This window comes from Aquibium oceanicum, assembly GCF_001889605.1.
Lineage (GTDB): Bacteria > Pseudomonadota > Alphaproteobacteria > Rhizobiales > Rhizobiaceae > Aquibium > Aquibium oceanicum.
The window spans coordinates 112,730-131,872 of record NZ_CP018171.1 but is presented as its reverse complement, the minus strand read 5'-3'; the positions used below and the strand labels follow the sequence as shown (position 1 = coordinate 131,872).

12 protein-coding genes and 2 pseudogenes are annotated in these 19,143 nt (G+C 57.8%); 8 read left to right on the top strand and 6 right to left on the bottom strand.

The genetic code is table 11. The features are described 5' to 3' along the window. The first annotated feature begins 59 nt into the window (after nt 1-59). From lepA to BSQ44_RS27355, 5 genes and pseudogenes are all read left to right on the top strand, one after another. Nucleotides 60-1,865: a translation elongation factor 4 gene (gene lepA, locus BSQ44_RS00615; protein ID WP_072601458.1), complete on the top strand. Its 1,806-nt coding sequence runs from the start codon at nt 60-62 to the stop codon at nt 1,863-1,865. 167 nt (nt 1,866-2,032) lie between these two features. Continuing rightward, nucleotides 2,033-2,269 carry a type II toxin-antitoxin system Phd/YefM family antitoxin gene (locus tag BSQ44_RS00610; protein ID WP_072601457.1) on the top strand — a complete coding sequence of 79 codons (237 nt, stop codon included), beginning with the start codon at nt 2,033-2,035 and terminating at the stop codon, nt 2,267-2,269. Between the two features lie 17 nt (nt 2,270-2,286). Next, complete coding sequence (locus tag BSQ44_RS00605; RefSeq protein ID WP_072601456.1) at nt 2,287-2,658, top strand: type II toxin-antitoxin system death-on-curing family toxin; 372 nt, start codon at nt 2,287-2,289, stop codon at nt 2,656-2,658. Nucleotides 2,659-2,737: 79 nt separating this feature from the next. After that, the gene (locus BSQ44_RS00600; protein WP_072601455.1) at nt 2,738-3,094 is read left to right on the top strand and encodes a hypothetical protein; all 357 of its coding nucleotides are present in this window, start codon (nt 2,738-2,740) and stop codon (nt 3,092-3,094) included. Between the two features lie 440 nt (nt 3,095-3,534). Next, nucleotides 3,535-3,684: pseudogene (locus tag BSQ44_RS27355) on the top strand (IS3 family transposase); the annotation flags it as partial. A 342-nt stretch (nt 3,685-4,026) separates the two neighbouring features. Here the strand turns inward: BSQ44_RS27355 and BSQ44_RS00590 are convergent. From BSQ44_RS00590 to BSQ44_RS00570, 5 genes and pseudogenes are all read right to left on the bottom strand, one after another. After that, the gene (locus BSQ44_RS00590; RefSeq protein WP_072601454.1) at nt 4,027-5,328 is read right to left on the bottom strand and encodes a serine/threonine protein kinase; all 1,302 of its coding nucleotides are present in this window, start codon (nt 5,326-5,328) and stop codon (nt 4,027-4,029) included. After that, nucleotides 5,325-6,083 (bottom strand): protein phosphatase 2C domain-containing protein, encoded by a 759-nt coding sequence (locus BSQ44_RS00585; protein ID WP_072601453.1) that lies wholly within the window; start codon nt 6,081-6,083, stop codon nt 5,325-5,327. The genes BSQ44_RS00590 and BSQ44_RS00585 overlap by 4 nt, the downstream gene beginning before the upstream one ends. A gap of 9 nt (nt 6,084-6,092) precedes the next feature. Then, on the bottom strand, nt 6,093-6,848 hold the full coding sequence (locus BSQ44_RS00580; protein WP_083534299.1) for a vWA domain-containing protein: 756 nt from the start codon (nt 6,846-6,848) through the stop codon (nt 6,093-6,095). Further along, nucleotides 6,817-8,151: a hypothetical protein gene (locus tag BSQ44_RS00575; RefSeq protein ID WP_157894477.1), complete on the bottom strand. Its 1,335-nt coding sequence runs from the start codon at nt 8,149-8,151 to the stop codon at nt 6,817-6,819. The genes BSQ44_RS00580 and BSQ44_RS00575 overlap by 32 nt, the downstream gene beginning before the upstream one ends. Before the next feature lie 137 nt (nt 8,152-8,288). Further along, nucleotides 8,289-9,669 (bottom strand): annotated as a pseudogene (locus BSQ44_RS00570) (IS3 family transposase). A gap of 972 nt (nt 9,670-10,641) precedes the next feature. Between BSQ44_RS00570 and BSQ44_RS00555 the strand changes: the two are divergent. Further along, nucleotides 10,642-11,715, top strand: a complete 1,074-nt coding sequence (locus BSQ44_RS00555) for a hypothetical protein (RefSeq protein WP_072601450.1) — start codon at nt 10,642-10,644, stop codon at nt 11,713-11,715. A 404-nt stretch (nt 11,716-12,119) separates the two neighbouring features. Here BSQ44_RS00555 and BSQ44_RS00550 read toward each other — a convergent pair whose 3' ends face one another. After that, nucleotides 12,120-12,671 carry a recombinase family protein gene (locus tag BSQ44_RS00550; protein WP_072601449.1) on the bottom strand — a complete coding sequence of 184 codons (552 nt, stop codon included), beginning with the start codon at nt 12,669-12,671 and terminating at the stop codon, nt 12,120-12,122. A gap of 354 nt (nt 12,672-13,025) precedes the next feature. Here BSQ44_RS00550 and BSQ44_RS00545 point away from each other — a divergent pair, with 354 nt between their 5' ends. Both BSQ44_RS00545 and BSQ44_RS00540 read left to right on the top strand, forming a co-directional pair. Further along, entirely contained in the window at nt 13,026-15,800 is a 2,775-nt protein-coding gene (locus BSQ44_RS00545; RefSeq protein ID WP_072601448.1) for an ATP-dependent helicase, read from the top strand. After that, nucleotides 15,797-19,141, top strand: coding sequence for a protein NO VEIN domain-containing protein (locus tag BSQ44_RS00540; protein WP_072601447.1), 3,345 nt, complete (start codon nt 15,797-15,799; stop codon nt 19,139-19,141). Before BSQ44_RS00545 ends, BSQ44_RS00540 begins: the two co-directional genes overlap by 4 nt. Nucleotides 19,142-19,143: the final 2 nt, after the last annotated feature.

The window sequence follows — 19,143 nt, the reverse complement described above, 5'->3', positions numbered from 1 at the left end:
CGGATGGCGCGCCATTTCCCGCTTTGCCTTGCGCGCCGCGCCTGCTAGATGCCCGCCCCATGACCCCACTGAAGAACATACGCAACTTCTCCATCGTCGCGCATATCGACCACGGCAAGTCGACGCTCGCCGACCGGCTGATCCAGATGACCGGATCGCTGGAAGAGCGCGAGATGAAGGAGCAGGTGCTCGACGCGATGGACATAGAGCGCGAGCGCGGCATCACCATCAAGGCCAACACCGTGCGGCTGGAATACAATGCCGCCGACGGCGAACACTATGTCCTGAACCTTATCGACACGCCGGGCCATGTCGACTTCGCCTACGAGGTGTCGCGCTCGTTGCGCGCCTGCGAGGGCTCGCTGCTGGTCGTCGACGCGAGCCAGGGCGTTGAGGCGCAGACGCTCGCCAACGTCTACCAGGCGCTCGACGCCGACCACGAGATCGTCGTGGTGCTCAACAAGGTCGACCTGCCCGCCGCCGAGCCCGACCGCATCCGTGAGCAAGTCGAAGAGGTGATCGGGCTCGACGCCTCCGACGCCGTGCTGATCTCGGCCAAGACTGGTCTTGGCGTCGACCAGGTGCTGGAGGCGATCGTCAAGCGGCTTCCGCCGCCCAAGGAGGGCGATTCGCAAAAGCCGCTGAAGGCCATGCTGGTCGACAGCTGGTACGACGCCTATCTCGGCGTCATCGTGCTGGTGCGCGTCATCGATGGGCAGCTCAGGAAGAACCAGACCATCCGCATGATGGGAACCGGCGCGAAGTATTCCGTCGATCGCGTCGGCGTCATCACGCCCAAGATGGTCATCACCGACGAACTCGGCCCCGGCGAGATCGGCTTCATCACGGCCTCGATCAAGGAGGTGGCCGACACCCGCGTCGGCGACACCATCACCGAGGACAAGCGGCCGACGCCCGAGATGCTGCCGGGCTTCAAGCCGGCGCAGCCGGTGGTCTTCTGCGGTCTCTTCCCGGTCGATGCGGCCGATTTCGAGGACCTGCGCGCCGCCATGGGCAAGCTGCGCCTGAACGACGCTTCCTTCTCCTTCGAGATGGAGACCTCCGCCGCGCTCGGCTTCGGCTTCCGCTGCGGGTTCCTCGGGCTGCTGCATCTCGAAATCATCCAAGAGCGGCTGGAGCGCGAGTTCGACCTCGACCTCATCGCCACCGCGCCTTCGGTCGTCTATCGTCTGGCCATGACCGACGGCACGGTCAAGGAGCTGCACAACCCGGCCGACATGCCCGACGTGGTCAAGATCGCCTCGATCGAGGAGCCGTGGATCCGCGCCACCATCATGACGCCCGACGACTATCTCGGCGCGATCCTGAAGCTCTGCCAGGAACGGCGCGGCGTGCAGGCCGATCTCTCCTACGTCGGCAAGCGCGCCATGGCGACATACGACTTGCCGCTCAACGAGGTCGTGTTCGACTTCTACGACCGGCTGAAGTCGATCTCCAAGGGCTACGCCTCCTTCGACTACCAGCTCACCGACTACCGCGAGGGCGACCTGGTCAAGATGTCGATCCTGGTCAACGACGAGCCGGTCGACGCGCTCTCGATGCTGGTCCACCGCCAGGCCGCCGAAAAGCGCGGCCGCGCCATGTGCGAGAAGCTCAAGGAGCTGATCCCCAAGCACATGTTCAAGATCCCGATCCAGGCCGCCATCGGCGGCAAGGTCATTGCCCGCGAGACCATCTCGGCGCTGCGCAAGGACGTCACCGCCAAGTGCTACGGCGGCGACGTGACGCGCAAGCGCAAGCTGCTCGAGAAGCAGAAGGAGGGCAAGAAGCGCATGCGCCAGTTCGGCAAGGTCGAAATCCCCCAGGCCGCCTTCATCGAGGCGCTCAAGATGGGGGATGGCTGAGACCGGCCTCGGCGCCTTTCCTCTTCCCGGGTCGGCGGTGCGGGCGTACGAGCGGCTCGTCCGCACACGGGCGCGAGCAGCATGGTGGAGAGAGAGCGCTTCGCGCTTCAGTCGACAATCTGGCGCTTCGCCTTGCCTGAATTAGCCAATTCAGCTAATCTCTCGCTATGAAAACCTTCACCGCCACCGACGCCAAGAACCGCTTCGGCGAATTGATCGACATGGCCCAGGCCGAGCCCGTGCGCGTACAGCGCCAGGGTCGTGACGTTGCTATTGTCATGTCGCCGGAAGAATTCCGCCGGATGGCCGATGCCCAGCGCGGAAAGATCAATCCGGCGGTCGAGCGCCTGCATGGCGAGAGCGCCAGGCGCTGGGCGAGCGTCTACGAGGCGCTCGCGAAGTAGAAGGGTCGGCGAAGCAGGTGGAATACCTCACGCTGGACGACGCTCTCTACATCCATGACGAGCAGTTGCGCCTCTTCGGCGGTGCGGGAGGCGTGCGCGACCACGGCCTCGTGGAATCCGCGCTACTGCGCCCACAAACCGGCTACTACGCCGATCTCGTCGAACAGGCTGCCGCCTTGTGGGAAAGCCTTGCCATGAACCGCGGCTTCGTCGACGGCAACAAGCGCGTCGCGTTCGCCTGCACGGACATCTTCATCGGCCTGAACGGTGCGCGGCTGGAGGCCGAGCCGGGGGACGTCATCGCCTTTATCTACCGGAATCTCGAAGCCGGTACCTTCCGCAAGCCGGTGTTGGAGGAATGGCTACGCGCCTGTGTCGAAACGGCCTGAAACGCGGCGCCGTCGCAGCCGCATGCAGGCGGATCACGCCCCTCTTGAACCCCGCGCCCCGACGGCGCAGAATCCAGCCATGCTTCGCCCCGCCCTCCTTGCTTGTATCGCCCTCTTTTTCGCCTTGCCGGCGCAGCCCGAAGAGCTGACGCTCTATCTCGCCAACCGCGCGCCGCATGCGGTGGCAGCCGAACTTTCGTCGCCCGATGGCGATCGCCAGTGGCCGGGCGGCGGCAAGGTCTACATGCTGGAGAAGGGCGAGCAAAAGTCGGTGCGAATCGAGTGCCGCGTCGGCGAGACCATCTGCTACGGCGCCTGGCGCTTCGGCGACGAGACGACCGCCTATGGCGTCGGCCCCGACCGCGAGCTCGTCTGTGACCAGTGCTGCCTCACCTGCGCCCCCGCATCCGCCGCCCACATCGACATCGGCGGCTGACGCCGCCCCTTGCTCCCCGTGGCGGAAGGTGGATGGGCGGACAGCGCGCGGGACGGAAACCGATCCCGCAGAGACAGCCATCAAAAAGACATCGGTGCCCGCTCTGAATGGAGATACCGCCGTTGGTGGAGCTGAGGGGGAGATAACCATACGTATCAAACGCCAATAATAACAACAGGATAAGTACTATTGAACTGGAGTTGTGTACCGATAATGTGTACCGAGAGCACCTCAAATTTTTGGAGATAACCAACTGAGGGCTGCCTTACCGTTCGGCTGGATGGGTATGGGCTTTACGGACTCGTGAAGAAGACCCCCTCTCGATATGCAGAAGTTTTCCACCGGTTGCACGGAAGACGTACTCGCATGAGGAAGTGGTCGGCGAGGTGGGGTTGTAGCTCAACACCTGCAGTAGCAGAGGCATGTGGAAGAACGTGACAGGTTGCCAGCTTGCGGCGGCCTTCGCCGGAACCCTCGCCGCAACCGGCTCCGACGCTTCGGTCGATAGGGGCTTCGCGTCTCCACCGGTTGCTCTAACCGCGCCCTACGGCGTAACAGAAACGGCCCAGGCTCTAGTCGCCACTGGATGAAAGTTCAGTGGCAGGTCAGGGGCAACGTCACGTGCGATTGCATGGTCAAACATAGCGCGGCTCGTTGTTCCAAGGGGCGAAGTACGTTGGCTTGACGGCTTGACGCAAAGAGAGCCGCGTTACGCATTCTGCGCGAGACGGGTGTTGTTGTCCGCTATCTGTCAGTCGAAGAAGATTGACCAGCACTAGATAAAGCGAATACCGATCTTGCAAAGGCACTCGCATCCTCAATACAACGGCTATGACATTAAATTGCCGGATGCTGTCAACGCGCTGTACGCAGCGCACACTTCCATGAACCAGCACTTAGCACTTACCGGCTGACCTTCACGCGGATGTGCTCTAGTCGATCTCTATCTGAATCCGATGCACTTTCCTCATTGATAATGGCTCACCGGAGCCGCCTATCTCTAGTATATATCCGCTGTATATCTCACTGGACTCGCTTCTTTGTAGATTCCGAAGTGCACCCGGATACCCGACCGCAATGGTAATCCCCTCCGACCTGTTCTGGATGTAGACGTTTTTGCCCTCGATCGCCAGGGTTATACACAATAATTCTCCCCCTTGATCCTTACTGTTAACGCTACTGCCTACAAAATTTCGTCGTGTAAGTGTACCACTCGAATAATAGCTGTGGTCAAACTGTTGCTGTCTGAAACGGACCCTCGTCTGGGGACTGGTATCGGGTTGGCGGCCGAGCTTGGGCACAGTCCGCTTGTCGGGCAGTTTCGCACCACCCGCCCTCTCGTATTTATCTGGCGGTTGGGCTTTGGGAGAAGCAACTTTATGCGCGCGGTACGTCTTCAGCACCGGGCTCTCATTCAGAGAACGAAGAATGTCAGCTGCTCGGGGACGTTGGAGCGGGTCCAAGCAGAAGCACCTCCGAACCGTTTCCGTCAGCCGCTTATCAAGAACATTGTCCGGAATAGCCGGGCGCTGCTTGATGACATCCTCGCCTTCAGCGAATGCAGGGAATGGGTAGCGCTGGATCAGTAGTTCCGACAGCATTATCCCTAACGTATAGATATCTGATGGTGGGCCGATCAAATGCCTCCTAGCTTTGGACGCATGTTCAGGAGACATGTACCCAGCTGAACCATACAGAAATTCACGAAGCCCCTTTCCATCTATCACCGCCGCATCAACGTCGATCAGATGGACGAAGAACTTTCGCGACTTCAGGTTCTGCTCAATTATTACATTGTCCGGTTTGAGATCGAGATGCGCTATACCCGCGTCGTGCAGTGCTCGCACGGCTGTCGTAAGTCCGAATGCGAACCTCGTGGCCAACTCCGACGAGAGACCAGTTGCCATCCAGTCTCCAAGGCTCTTGCCCTCAAGATAAGGATAGAGTGCTACTATCGCTCCTTCGAAGGGCGCGATGTAATCGGGTAGACAAAGGTAGTGCGCCTTCTCCGCCAGTCGGCCGCGCATCATCTGATAGTGACCTGCAACTCGGCTGTAATCTTCTGTGCCTTCGATTAAGTCGTTGTATTGCTTGATGAAGACACGTTTCTTCCACTGCGGAACCCCGGCGTCGATGTACTCGCCGATGTAGGTGAAAGACTGACCTCCGCCTCCATGGAAATCAAGAATCCTAACTGTGTCGTGTATGACTTGGCCGGGACGCAAAATGTTCATAGCAACTGTCGCAGACGTGCATGAGCGGCCCTCTTGACGCGCAACGTATGCTTGGGACTGGCCAAAACCGCCATAGTAGCATTGTCGCTTATGTTTCCACCAGCGAAAGCCTCGAAATCTGATGCCAAGTGCTTTTTAAGAATGTCGGGATTCGAAGCCAGATATAATAAAAAAGACGTTAGCTCTTGTTTTGTGCAAGACTGATAAACACCATCTGTAGCAACAGCAATAAGTTGCAAATGATCTGCTGTAATAATTCTTCCGTTTAGATTCCCTACAACACCGACGTCCCCTTTTACGTAACGTGTCAGCGCTCCATTTATGTCAACGTCGTCTTCAGAAGCCTGTAATACTCTACCATCTTCGTATAATGCGTAGATTCGACTATCACCCGCCCAATATATAGCTACCGTTCTTCTGCCTACGATCGCACAAGCAAAGGTACTGCATAACATTTCGAGGTTATCTGTATTATTTAGTCCCATCTTTATTGCATGAGCGAGGTCCGCGATTTCACCCGGCGCAATGTCTCGCTTGGTATAGCGGGACAGTAAATATTTTTCTACGAAAGTGGGGACAATATCGCAGATTCTCCTCGCGAGCTGACCACTCCCGGCAATGGATCCAACTCCATCGGCCACGATTAACAACCCATACCGCCGCTTCGTCGCGGTTATTCTTCGCACACAGACCGCGTCATCATTGCATTCTCTCGTTCCGGTGTGGCTGAAGGAGGCGGTAACCCAGCGCAACATCCATTTTCCTTATGTAACCGTAATGCTTGTTTTGGATATCGACTGGCCTAGCATCTTTAGCAAAGAAGCCCAGTTTAAATTCGCTAGTTCCTGATAGGTCTCACCATCCTTATTGGAAACCCAAACGGCGGCGATTTTCCGGTCTGCCGAAACCATGGAGTCCGCAATTCGCCGATATATAGCAAAACGGGGGCACACCATGAAAAGCATCGAATGCCTCATCTCCTGAATGTCTTGTATAACTCTCTCTACCCCGTTGTCTGGCCTATTATAAAGTGATGCATGCAGTTTGTCGTATGCATCGTCGTCGGTTATCAATATTATTGTTCGATGAGTTTTGCTTTTCCGCCAGTCAGAATGTATGGCGAAAAAAAGTGCATCCAGAGAACTCTCGGCGCCCCTAGATTTCTGCCCGCATTTTGCCTCCAATTTGCTGAGTTGTGACCGAAACTGGGCGACGTTCTCCGTGAATTCATGAATGTCCCAGCCATATTCGCAAGTCGGGTCGTGCAAGTCACGAAATCCGACCAGCCGAAGCCGAATATCAACGCTCGCTTCAGTTTGTAAGGAAGCGATGAACGTGTCTAAATTAGCGACAAGCGCCTCGAAGCATGGCTTCATAGAGGTTGTCGCATCGATACAGAAAACTATATCGGCACGGGTATTTGGCCGCTGAGCCGCAGTAGGCCGTTCTACTTTGATTACCATTGCAAAACCGTCGTACAGTGAGGTGTCAGAACGCTTCGCGTTCGTCGTCTTCCTCATCTTTATCGCCTGATCTCAAGAGCTTTTCTTCGAGAACACGTACTCTAGAGTCACCGAGGCCGATCCTATCCAGCATGCCTAAAGCACCTACCGCAATCCATTGCTCACGTCCCTGCTTGGCAACCTCAACTCGAGCTTCATATTTCAGGCGATCGCGGAAAATCTCAAATATCTGATCTTGCGAGAGTGAATATTCCCCCGATTTCCGCATCGCCTCCGCACGAACGCTGATAACGGCAGCTTCAACTTCGGCCTCGGAGAGGCGTGCTTCTTGCCCTATTTCAAGCATTTGACGTTCTTGGGCTAGCCGTATTGAGCGGAGCCGTTCGGCCTCTTCCTCCTCAACACTCCGCCTTCTCTTCTCGAACTCCATCATGGACTGAGACTTTACAGATGGAGTTCCGGATTGAAGCTCAGTTAACGTGAAACGATGCAGCTCTACGGTGCGCAACATCCTTAGTGGTTCAGTAAGCAGCGCCCGGATTCCATCTTCATGGCGGTCGATTATAGTGTTATTCGTTAGGTCATCGAACCGTGTCTGCGTGATGTATCTTCGCACGCTGCGGTCCATGGCACTGGAAAGGTTGGCCATAATGGTTTGGCTTTCGCGTGCGATTTCGAGGATGGGCTCTTCCTTATTTCCGATGGTAAGGAAGTGTGCGTGGAATCCAATAGCGATCGGGATCCCGTCAGAAGAGCTTAGTTCCCCAGAGATGTGGCCATTATAGCTAAGTTCCTTTGCAATTCCGATCGCGCCGTCGCAGAAGAAACTTTTGGCCTGCGCTTCCACGAATCCATTTGACACCGGGGCAACGCTATGGGGTGCTCCCTTGTTCGTGAAGACGACGAAGCAATCCCGGTGAAGTGGCTTCTTCATCAAGATCGGCATGCTGTTGATGGGTTGGCGGATTATCCATTCTGAGAACATACCTGTCTCCATCCTGGGATGCCCAAACGAAATATGAGCAGGCAATGACCTGTTTGTCTGTTCTCCAACCTGCCTCCCTTGTTCGCTGGCGGAATTGAGGTGTAGTTGGACCGCCAGAACCGCGTCTTGAAATTCCGCGATCCTAACGCTGAAATCGGGAGCCATCTGAAACTTATGAAGTTCCGCATCAGAAAGATGCGCATAAGCAGCGCGTAGCTCCGAGATGCGCCGCAAATTGCGGATGATAGAAACCGGCAACCTTCTTTGCAGTTCGGCGATAATCTCTCCGAACATACGCCCTTCTATACGGAAGGTACTGCGGAGCCGCTCTTCAATGTCAGACGCGGCAGACATGACTGGGTTGCGGTCGATCATTCCACGAACCGATCTCGAACAGCGCCAGTTTGAGGTCGTAGTTTTACAGTGTGACGGAAGGTGGTCTGAGTTGCAAGGGCTGCAGATGATGCTCGATTGTCCGTCGTCAGAACATTTGGCGCAGATGGCGGCTTGATTTAGCGGAGTTCCAGCCTCGATTGCGGGTTGATGTTACGCGGCGAGCGGTGCTGCAAGCGGCGTAGTTCGATTGTCTGTCGTTTGATCCCTTTCTCGTTGTTCGATGATGGTAGCGGCCCTGCCGAAGTAGGCGTCGGCCGGCGTGACATTGCCGAGGCTCTCGTGGTAGCGGCGATGATTGTAGTGTTCCACGAAGGCGCCGATCTGACGCTCGAGATCGCCGGGAAGGAAGTAGTTCTCCAGGGATGCGGTTCTTCAGCGTCTGATGCCAGCGTTCGATCTTGCCCTGGGTCTGCGGATGAAGCGGAGCGCCGCGGACATGGCTCATGCCGTTGGCATCGATCCATTCGGCGAGTTCGGCCGCGATGTAAGACGGCCCGGTTGTCGCTGAGCAGTTTTGGCTTGTGCAGCACTCTGGCGCTGTCGCAGCCGGAAGCCGTGAGAGCCAGTTCCAGCGTGTCGGTGACGTCCTCGGCGCGCATGGTCGTGCACAGCTTCCATGCGATGATGTAGCGGGAGAAGTCGTCGAGCACGGTCGACAGATAGACCCAGCCCCAGCCGATGATCTTGAAGTAAGTGAAGTCTGTCTGCCACATCTCGTTTGGCCGCGTTGTCTTGTCCCTGAACTCGTCGGCGGCCTTGATGACGACGAAGGCCGGGCTGGTGATGAGGTCATGGGCCTTGAGCAGGCGATAGACGGTGGCTTCGGACACGAAGTAGCGCTTCTCATCGGTGAAGCGCACCGCCAGCTCACGTGGTGACAGCTCGGACTGTTCCAGCGCCATATCGATGATCTGGCTCTGGACCTCGGCGCCGATGCGGTTCCAGACGCGGCTCGGTCGGGACGGACGGTCCTCCAGCGCCTCCGGGCCGCCTTCGACGTAGCGGTCATACCAGCGGTAGAAGGTGCGCCGCGCGATGCCGAGCTGATCCAGCGTCTTCTTCGCCGGAAGGTGCGACTGCTCGACGATCCTGATGATCTCGAGCTTCTCAGATGCGGGTATCTCCTTCGTCGTCGCCCCCATCCGCGATCATGCTCTTTTTTCAGCAGGCGGTTCTCCAGCGTCAGGTCGGCGATCGCCTCCTTCAGCGCGCGGGTTTCGCGGCGCAGGTCCTGAACTTCACCGCTCGTCGCAGCTCGGGCCGTGTCGCCTGCCAGCCGCCGCTTGCCGGCTTCCAGGAATTCCTTCGACCAAGTGTAGTAGAGGCTTTGGGCGATCCCCTCCTTGGGTACAACTCGGCGATGCTGTCCTCACCGCGAAGGCCGTCAAGAACGATCTGGATCTTGTCTTCCGATGAAAAGTGCCGCCGCGTCGCACGACGGATATCTTTGACCAAATGTTCGGCGGAGCGTTTGCCGCCTGGCGACTTCGTGTTCATGTTCGTCCTTCGTCTTCGAAGAGAACCGAACACTCCTTAAAATCACACCCTCAAATTTGTGCCATAGGCGCTGATCCCGGACACTGCAACGAGCAAGGATTTCCGGGCCACTTCCGCAAACTGTGGCGATGCCGTCAACGTCTTTTCCGCCGAGGCTGAGGCAGATTTCTGGCGATATCTCCTGAGCGCCGCCCTTCGCCTTCTCCATGCGGAATTAGGCCTTTGGGACTCATGGAAAAGACCCCCACCTCAAGGGGCGGCAGTTTGCGACAGCATGGCATGTCCAATGAACGAACTGCCCGTGCCAGCAAGATGAGGCGAGTACTTTGTACCAGAAGCACCGGCTCTGCGAACCGCCAGCGTGGTCCCTACGCCGCTCGCTCTTATTCACCCGACCTGCCACGGAGTCTCTTTCGTGAAATCAAGCGGGCCTCCAGAACCATATTCGAAGCATTCTTTCCAAAATTCATGCGGACATTGCTGTCTTAGTTTTGAAGCCGGTTGCAACGGCGCGATATGCGTCAGCACCCATAGCCGTAGGCAAAGTACTCTTTCTTCGTCGTCTAGGATCAGTGAGCGTAAGTAGCTGTTTTTTCTCGCCGCAGCATGCTAGGCGGCTCGCTGGTGAGGAAATCACCAACAGCTAGGACCAACATTATGGAAAACGTAGTCCCATTCCGCGCGCCATCTGTCGACGGCAACAAAGCTTTCGATGGTGACAGTCATATTGGGGGCGAAGTCGTATCCCTGCACGAGCATATGCCGGGGCGGTACGCAAGATATGATGCCACCGACAAAGAGTTCGACGCGTTCATGCGCTGCCTCGGAGAATTGGCCGCGTCAGCGCCGCCAGTAGAACCAGTTGCCCCCGCGCCTCCAGCGTCGAAGAGCGCACCGCCTCCGCTCGCTACCTCCTCCGGGCCGATAACACGACGGGCGCGTCCCGAGACTACTCGGGACCTATCCGCCCATATGGCCAATCTCATCCGGCTTGATTACATCGACGAGGTACTTTCTGGCCTTGTCCCGGCTGAGTGCCTTGCATTCCATGGGTTTTCCAATTTTCTAGCTGACTGGTCCATTCTTAAAGGACGCAAGTCCTTTCAGTTAGAAAATCCCGTCCTAGAGGCGAGTGAGGAAGCGAAGGCGCAGTGCCTCAAGGACGTGGAAACACTGTCCGCGACAGACCTAAAAATGCGATTTCCGGCAGAGTACAACTCACACAAAAACCGGAAGTTCACTGCCAAGAAAAATGGATGGCTGTGGCATCCGGAATTCGCTGATTTCGCTTCCTTCCTGCGGATCGTTGGCCCGATACCAGAACCGGGATGCACGCTTGACCGGATCGATCCCCACGACACGGAGTATGCACCGGGCAAGGTTAGATGGTTGGGCAAGCGGGGGCAGGCGAACAATCGCAAATGCACGATCATGAAGACCTATGAGGACGTGACCGCGCCGCTCTCCGTATGGGCGGAAGAGACCAAGCAGCCTTATGATCGACTTTACGCCCGCCACACGGACGGATGGACCGACGAGCAAGTGATTTTCGGAAAGGACGGAAGAAATGGCTACGATATTGGAGCCGCCTTCCGCCCATGGAACCAGCACTGGGACGAGGCGGAGCGGGAAAAAGCCGAGGACTTCTTTCGGAAGTATATGCGCCCCGCCGAAACGCCCCTTGAGTTCTGCATACGATATTTCCGAATGGGAACCCGGCCATGGGAGGAGTTCCTTGAAAATCACGTCGGCTCTCATGCTGAAGAGGAGGCCTACTCAGGCATCGCGCCGCATTGTGTCCCGGCAATAGAGAACGCTGCGAGGATGCTCCAGCGGCTCAGGCCATTAGAGATATGGATCGAGAGAGCTTCGGACACATTGAAGGCCGCCCGGTTGAAGCACCTGAAAGGCCCTGAAAGCAGTAGCCGCAGTTCTCAGCCAGCCAGTGGCAAGCGAAGGGTCGACTACGAAGTCGCTCACCAGAACTACTGCGAGAACTACCCCGAACTCGGATGCAGAGATGAATACGATGATGAGTACATATAGAGATCCAGAATTCCTTGCGGCCAATTTAGTCGCCCGCATTTTTCGTTGCAACCAGTTTCAAAAATATCTGTGCATGCATATCAGTTTCAGTACGAATAAATTACCTTTCGGCCGCTACATGTAGCGACACCAACGTAATTTTTATTTTCACGCTATCACAACATTGCCTTTTACAAGCGTTCTTTGTTGACTTCTAACGGATATCGTGGTGATCAGACTCAGAAGCTCAGGCGCTTTTCGCCGGCTTCTAAACCAATCGGTGGCGCGGTTTCTTGTTGGTCCTTGCGCCGCGCCACCGCCTGCACTGCAATCTCGAACCTCCTCCGCAAAATGGCTGAGTTTCCGTTCTGGATCCGGAAACACTCGGCGAGCGCGGCATCGCTGTCTGAAATAGCAGTTGCGCATCAGGTGCCCAGAATGCGGTAGACAGAGGAGCGTCCGATGTCGAGGCGGCGGGCGATCTCCATCGGTCCTATACCGTCGTCGGTCAGCTTACGGACCTCGTCGGCTTTCGCCCGCGCGGTCGGCGCACGGCCCCTGTACTTGCCCTCGACTTTAGCCTTCGCGATCCCCTCGCGCTGCCGCTCCAGCATAAGCTCCCGCTCGAACTGGGCGATGCTGCCGATGAGGTTCAGCATCAACTTGCCGGTGGGCGTCGAGGTGTCAAGGTTCATGTCTAGGATCTTGAGCACTACGCCTTTCGTCGCGAGCAACTCGGTGATCCGGACCAGATCGGCGACGGACCGCGCCAGCCGGTCCAGTTTCGTCACCACGAACTGATCGCCCTCCCGGAGGTACTCCATAGCGCGGTCGAGTTCGGGACGCGCGGCCACCGATGAGACGCGCTCCGAAAACAGCTTCGTCACCCCTGCGGCTTCCAGCATCCGCTGCTGTGCCGCAAACCCCGCGACCTGCTCCGTGGTGGAAGTCCTCGCGTAGCCTACAATCGCGCCCATAGTGTCCCTTTTCCCTTTGTATCAATAGCCTTTAAGACATATCGACACAGTGCGTACCAAAAGTCAAAGGTGATTTCAGTGGGACGCAACCACGAACAGGCGCCGATGCCTCAATGGGGCAAGGTCCTGTGGGACCGCTTGGCAAAAGCGCACTACAGAGCGCTCCGAATGGCGCATCTGGGGCCGTGTCCGGGCCGTCCGTTTTTGGACTGCAAGCGGCAAGAGCTGTCGTTCCCTACCCGCCCCTAGAGCAAATCTTTGGCCATAGCAGAATATTTGCTATCGTCCATTCTTCGGGGAAAATATTGAGGTGGCGGATATACAATCCGTATTGCCGCGGAGGGGCCGAAGCAAATGAAGCTTACAACCGAACAAGCCTACGCCATAGGCCATGCAGGTGGAAATCTGCAACTCATTGCATGCGCCGGCTCAGGCAAGACCGAAGTCGTGGCACAGCACATCACGCGATTGCTCACGCCGCAGGCCGAAGGCGGCATGGGTCTGAAGCCTGCCAATATCGTGGCCTTCACCTTCACTGAAAAGGCTGCGGCTGAACTCAAGCAGCGCGTCCTTGACCGTTGCCGCGAACGCCTGCCTGGCCTCACGGGCATGGCGGAAATGTATATCGGGACCATCCACGGCTTTAGCCTTGACCTGCTCCGCACCGAAGTGCCGCAATATCTGAAGTATGACGTTCTCAACGAAGTGCAGCAGGTGCTCTTTGTCGATCGCAACTCCGCGAAAAGCGGCCTCACCGCCACCTCAACCCTCCAGGGCGCAAAACTCAAGCGATATGTCGATACGCGCCTTTACATCGAAGCCATGTCCATCCTTAGGGAATCGGCGGTCGATTGGAAGGCGCTGAAAGGAACCACGATTCTCGAGGGCTTTGGGGCCTACACAACCCTCCTGCACGAGCGCGACATGTTCGACTACTCCGCCATACTTCAATGTGCAGTCGAGGCGCTCGAGAAGGACGAAACCCTGCGCGCCCGCATGGCGCAGCGGATCAAGATCATCATCGTCGATGAATATCAGGATGTGAACCCAATCCAGGAGCGCATCGTCCGCCAGCTGCATGGTCTTGGCGCCGCTGTCAAAGTGGTCGGCGACGACGACCAGACCATCTATCAGTGGCGCGGCAGCGATGTCGGCAACATCCTGAGCTTCGCTGACCGCTATGCGCCCGTCAGCACCATCAAGCTTGAAGCCAATTTCCGCTCGACGCCCGGCATCACCGACGTGGCGCGTCTCGTGATCGAGAAGAACGCCTCCCGACTCGACAAAGCCATGCAGTCCGCCGACGCGCAGAGCTACGAGGCGGGCGATATCGTCGCCTTGCAGTTCACGTCACCGGACGAAGAGGCTGACTACATCGCCAAGATCTGCAAAGCGCTCAGGGGCACCATGATTGAGGAGGGGGCGGGCAAACGTCCCATCTCCTGGTCGGACATGTCGGTCCTCGTGCGCTACACCAAGATGGGAGCACCCATCCGGCGCGCTTTCGAGCGCGAGGGCATTCCCTTCGTCTCTGTGGGCATGGACACCTTGTTCGACGCCGCGGAAGGACAAGCCGCCCGGCTGCTCTTCTACTTTATGGCCAACCGCGCCACGCAGGACGACGTTGTGCAGGCTTGGCGCGCCGCCAATCTCGGTGTGCCTGAAGGCATGCTCGATGCGGCCATCACAGCGGCTGAGGCCACGCGCGCCAAAATGGCGGTCGAGGATCAGGATGTCCGGTTCTCGGTCTACAACATCCAGCGCCAGTTCATGGGATTCCTCGAGGAGATCGGCCTCAAGGAAGAGCTTGTCCCTGGTGGCCGGGGCCCGCAGGTTTTCTACAACCTGGGCAAGTTCAGCCAGGCCATCTCGGATTTCGAGAGCATCTATTTCCACTCGCGGCCCCTCCAAAAATACGAATCCTTTGCGGGCTTCCTCGAGCACCAGGCCGAGGATGCCTACGGCCAGTCCAGCGGCGCGGAAGACAAGTTAGCGTCCTTCGACGCCGTGCAAATCCTGACCATCCATCGCGCCAAGGGGCTGCAATGGCCCGTGGTGTTTATCCCGCAGCTTGTCCGCAACCAGTTTCCGGCAAGCCCGCGTGGCGGGCGCAATGTCTGGCACCTCATCCCCTCCGCAGCCGTCGCAGGGCAAGGGCGGTTCCGGGGCTCGGAAGCCGATGAACGGCGCCTTTTCTATGTGGCAGTAACCCGCAGCCAGAAACACCTTCACATGACGACCGCGTCAACCCCTGGCAGCAACCGCTATGTCCATCCTTCGGTTTTCTTTCACGACGTGCTGGAATCGAAATTCGTGAAGCGGTTGAGGCAAAGCTATGACGCGCGCGAGCGCGGCGACCCCCGCTCCAAGGCCTCGATTTCCAATGTGAACCTGTCCTTTTCGGACATCCGCTACTACTTCGAGTGCCCGTATCAGTTCAAAATGCGCACCCTTTATGGGTTCAACGCGCCTCTTGATGAAGCGCTTGGATACGGGAAAACTCTGCACGATGCCCTGGCCGAATTGCATCAGCGCGCGATTGACGGCGTGCCGATCAAGCCCGCCGACGCGGATGAACTCGTGGACCGCCATCTCCATGTGCCCTTCGCCTATCCAAGCCTGCGCGACACGATGCGCGCATCGGCCAAGCGCACGGTCGAGAAATATATCGAGGCCCGGCAGGCTGAGTTCGACAAGATCGAGTTCAGCGAAAAATCCATTGAAGTGGCGCTCGAGGACGGGATCAATGTTCTCGGTCGTATCGACCTTGTCCGCCGCCGCGATACCAACGCGGTTGCCATCGTCGATTTGAAATCGACCGAACGCGCCCAAGCCGAAGAGCTCACCGAAGCGCAGCTTCACATCTATGCCTTGGGCTACCGCGAACTGACTGGCAAAGACGCAGACTTTGTTGAAACCTATGAACTCGACACCCAGACGCGAAAGCCGCGCGCGGTCGATGCCGATCTCATTGCTGACGTTGTCGGCAAGGTGAAATCTGCTGCCAACGGCCTGCGCTCCAACGCATTTCCCGCAACGCCAAACGCCGTCCAGTGCGGGCGCTGTGACTTTTCCAGGCTCTGCGGGTCCTGCGCTGTGGGCAAGGCCGCGGCGGGAGCCGCCAAGTGAGCGTCGATTACGCGGCCCTGAGAGCCGACAACATCAAGCGCTACGGCACGGATATCGGCCGCATCGGCAAGATGCTCCTAGCAGACCGTTACGACAAACTCACCCATTTCATCTACGAGCTTCTCCAGAACGCAGAGGATGCGCTTCGGCGGCGCTCTTCAGGCTGGACCGGCGATCGCAGCGTGACCTTCGAACTTTCAGCGGAGCAGCTCGTCGTCACCCATCATGGCCAGCCCTTTAATGCCGCCGATGTTCAGGGTGTCTGCGGGATCGATGAGAGTACCAAGGATATCACGTCGATTGGGCGCTTCGGCATCGGCTTCAAGTCCGTTTATTCGTTCACCAAGCGCCCGGAAATCCATTCCGGCGATGAAGACTTCGCTATCGAGACCTTCGTCTGGCCGAAAGCGGTCGCACCCGTCGAACGGCAGCCCAGCCAGACCAAGATCATTCTGCCCCTCAACGGGGACGTCGAGGACCCACAGACCGAGATTGCCGAAGGCCTGCAGGATCTCGGTCCGCGCACCCTGCTTTTTCTGAGGCATATCAAAGAGATTTCCTGGTCAGTCGATGGCGAGCCTGCCGGGCTCTATTTTAGGGACGATCCGAAGACCCTGGCCCCGGGCATCCGGCAAATCGCGCTCATGGGGCAACAGGACGGCGAGGAGATCGAAGAAAATTGGCTTGTTTTCTCAAAGGAGGTGGCGAACGAAGGACAGAATGTCGGCTTTGTCGAACTCGCCTTCGCTCTTTCATCCGAGCCGGCACCCACGAGGCGAATCGTTCCTCTCTCGGATTCAACGCTGGTCGTCTTCTTTCCTACAGTCCTCTCCACCAATACGGGCTTCCTGCTGCAAGGCCCGTTCCGCACAACGCCCAGCCGGGACAACATCCCGGTCCATGACACCTGGAACAGGAACCTCGTCAATGAGGCGAGCCTATTGCTGGTCGAGGCCCTTCGCTGGATGGCCTCAGAGCGTATGCTCGATGTCAACGCTTTGCAGGCCTTGCCGATTCAGAAGGAGCGTTTTAGCGGCAACCTTCTTGCGCCGATGTATGACCACTTGGCGGAGGCTCTTCAGACCGAGCCGCTGCTGCCCTGTGGCGACAGCCAGCATGCCGCAGCGCAGGACGTTCAGCTGGCGCGCACGCAAGACCTGCGCGAGCTCTTTGACGCAGATCAGCTGGGCAATGTCCTGAGGGCAGACGGACCGGTGCGGTGGCTCAGCGCAGACATCACAGCCGACCGGACCCCTGCGCTGCGCCATTACCTGATCCACGAACTCGGCATCTCCGAGCAGTCAGCCGAAAGTCTTCTGCCGCGCCTCGGGCAAAATTTCCTGCGCGCGCAGTCCGATCAGTGGCTCGTGCGCCTTTATGAGTATCTCAATAAGGTGCCCGTCGTGGCAGAGCGCCTGCGCAATCTTGCGCTGGTCCGGCTTGAGGACGGCCGCCAGGTGGCGGGTTTCGTCAACGACATGCCGCAGGCGTTTTTCCCGAGCGACATTCAGACAGGCTTTCCAACGATCCGGAGAAACATATGCCGGAGCGCGGAGGCAACGAAGTTCCTCAAATGGCTAGGATTGACCCCGCCTGATCCGGTGGACGACGTGATCCGAAACCTCTTGCCGGTCTATCAGGACGGCGAAGCCGACCAAGAGTCTTATGGCGAGGACATCGCCCGCATTCTCCGGGCCTTCAAGACGGATTCCGCCACGCAGAGGTTACGCCTTATAACGGCTTTGACAGAGACACCGTTTGTCCGTGCCCGCGACATGAAAACCCGCGAAGAGAGCCTGAAAGCGCCGCCCGACGTGTCCATCAAGACGGCGCGCCTCAGCGAATTGTATGAAGGCATTACGGGCGTCTATCTCACAGAAGACGATTCTGTCTTGCGCGGCGAGTCGGTGAGGGAGCTTCTCGAGGCTTGCGGCGCCACAAGGTACATTCTGCCTGTACCCGTCCGGTCGAACCTCACAGAAACTCAGAAATATGAGCTGCGACTTGCGAGAGGCGCGGTTGCGGCAAGTTTCGAGAGCGCACCGGAGGATGCAAGTCTTCGCGGTCTTGACGCTATACTTGCGCAATTCCCTTCTCTGAGTGTGGAAGCCCGCAAGAGGAAGGCGCGGCTTGTGTGGGAGGCCCTGATCGAGCTTCAGGACCGCCGCGGCGAGGGTGTCTTCTCGGGGACGTATCGGTGGCAATATCACCAGTGGCGGTCGGCGTCCTTTGACGCACATTTTGTCCGGGTTCTAAACCGCTCACGATGGATCACTGACGGAGATGGCGATCTTGTCGAGCCCTCAAGCGTCCTGTTCGAAGCGCTCGGCTGGCCTGCAAATCCCTTTTTACAGTCGAGGATCGTCTTCAAAAAGCCAATCGTCGAGGAGCTTGCCAAGGAAGCCGGGTTCGAGCCGGACATGCTCGACATGCTCAAGAAACTTGGCGTTACCAGCAAAGCTGATCTTCTTGCCAAGCTCAAGGTTGAAGAGCCGTCCAGCCCGGATAGCGACGACGCGTCACTTTCTGACGAGGACGATGATCGGGACGAGGTGTCTGACGACAACGAATACGAAGACACGGACTCGGACGAGGAACAAGGGTCCGAGGACGAAGATTCGGAAGACGACAATGACGCCGACGACGCTGGCGATGAGAACGACGGCGAGCGCGATGATGATGACGATCAAGATGCTGAAGGTGACGGCGAAGACAACGACAACGAAGATGATGGTGATGATCACCATGATGATGACGATCATGATGAGTCTGAGAACGCAAGTTCCACGTCGTCGCGCGGCGACTCGTCCTCAAGTGCGAACCGATCTCAGGGCGCTGCCAACCGAGGCAATGCGACCAAAAATGATAACAAGCGCTCCGCTGTCAATCAGAAGCCCGCAGAACGCAAGTTTGTGTCTTATGTAGCGACCCATCCTGATGATGAAGAAGAACGCGATCCGGACGGTCTCGATCACAGCGCACGCATGGCATTGGAGGCAAAAGCAATCACTCTCATTAGAAAGCGTGAGCCTGGCCTCAAGCCGACGCCCGCAGGCAACAAAGGATTTGACCTTCTTGAGACGGATGCGAACGCCGAACCGGAGCGCTGGGTCGAGGTCAAGGCCATGAAAGGATGCCTCGAGGACAGGCCTGTCGGCCTGTCCAGCGTCCAGTTTGAGTTTGCTCGCCAGCACGGCGACCAATACTGGCTTTACGTCGTCGAACATGCTGACGATGAAACGCGCGCCCGCATTCTCAAGATCAAGGACCCCGTCGGCCGGTCGGGCACATTTATCTTTGACAAAGGCTGGGCATCTATCGCGCAGGTCGACGCTTCCTAACC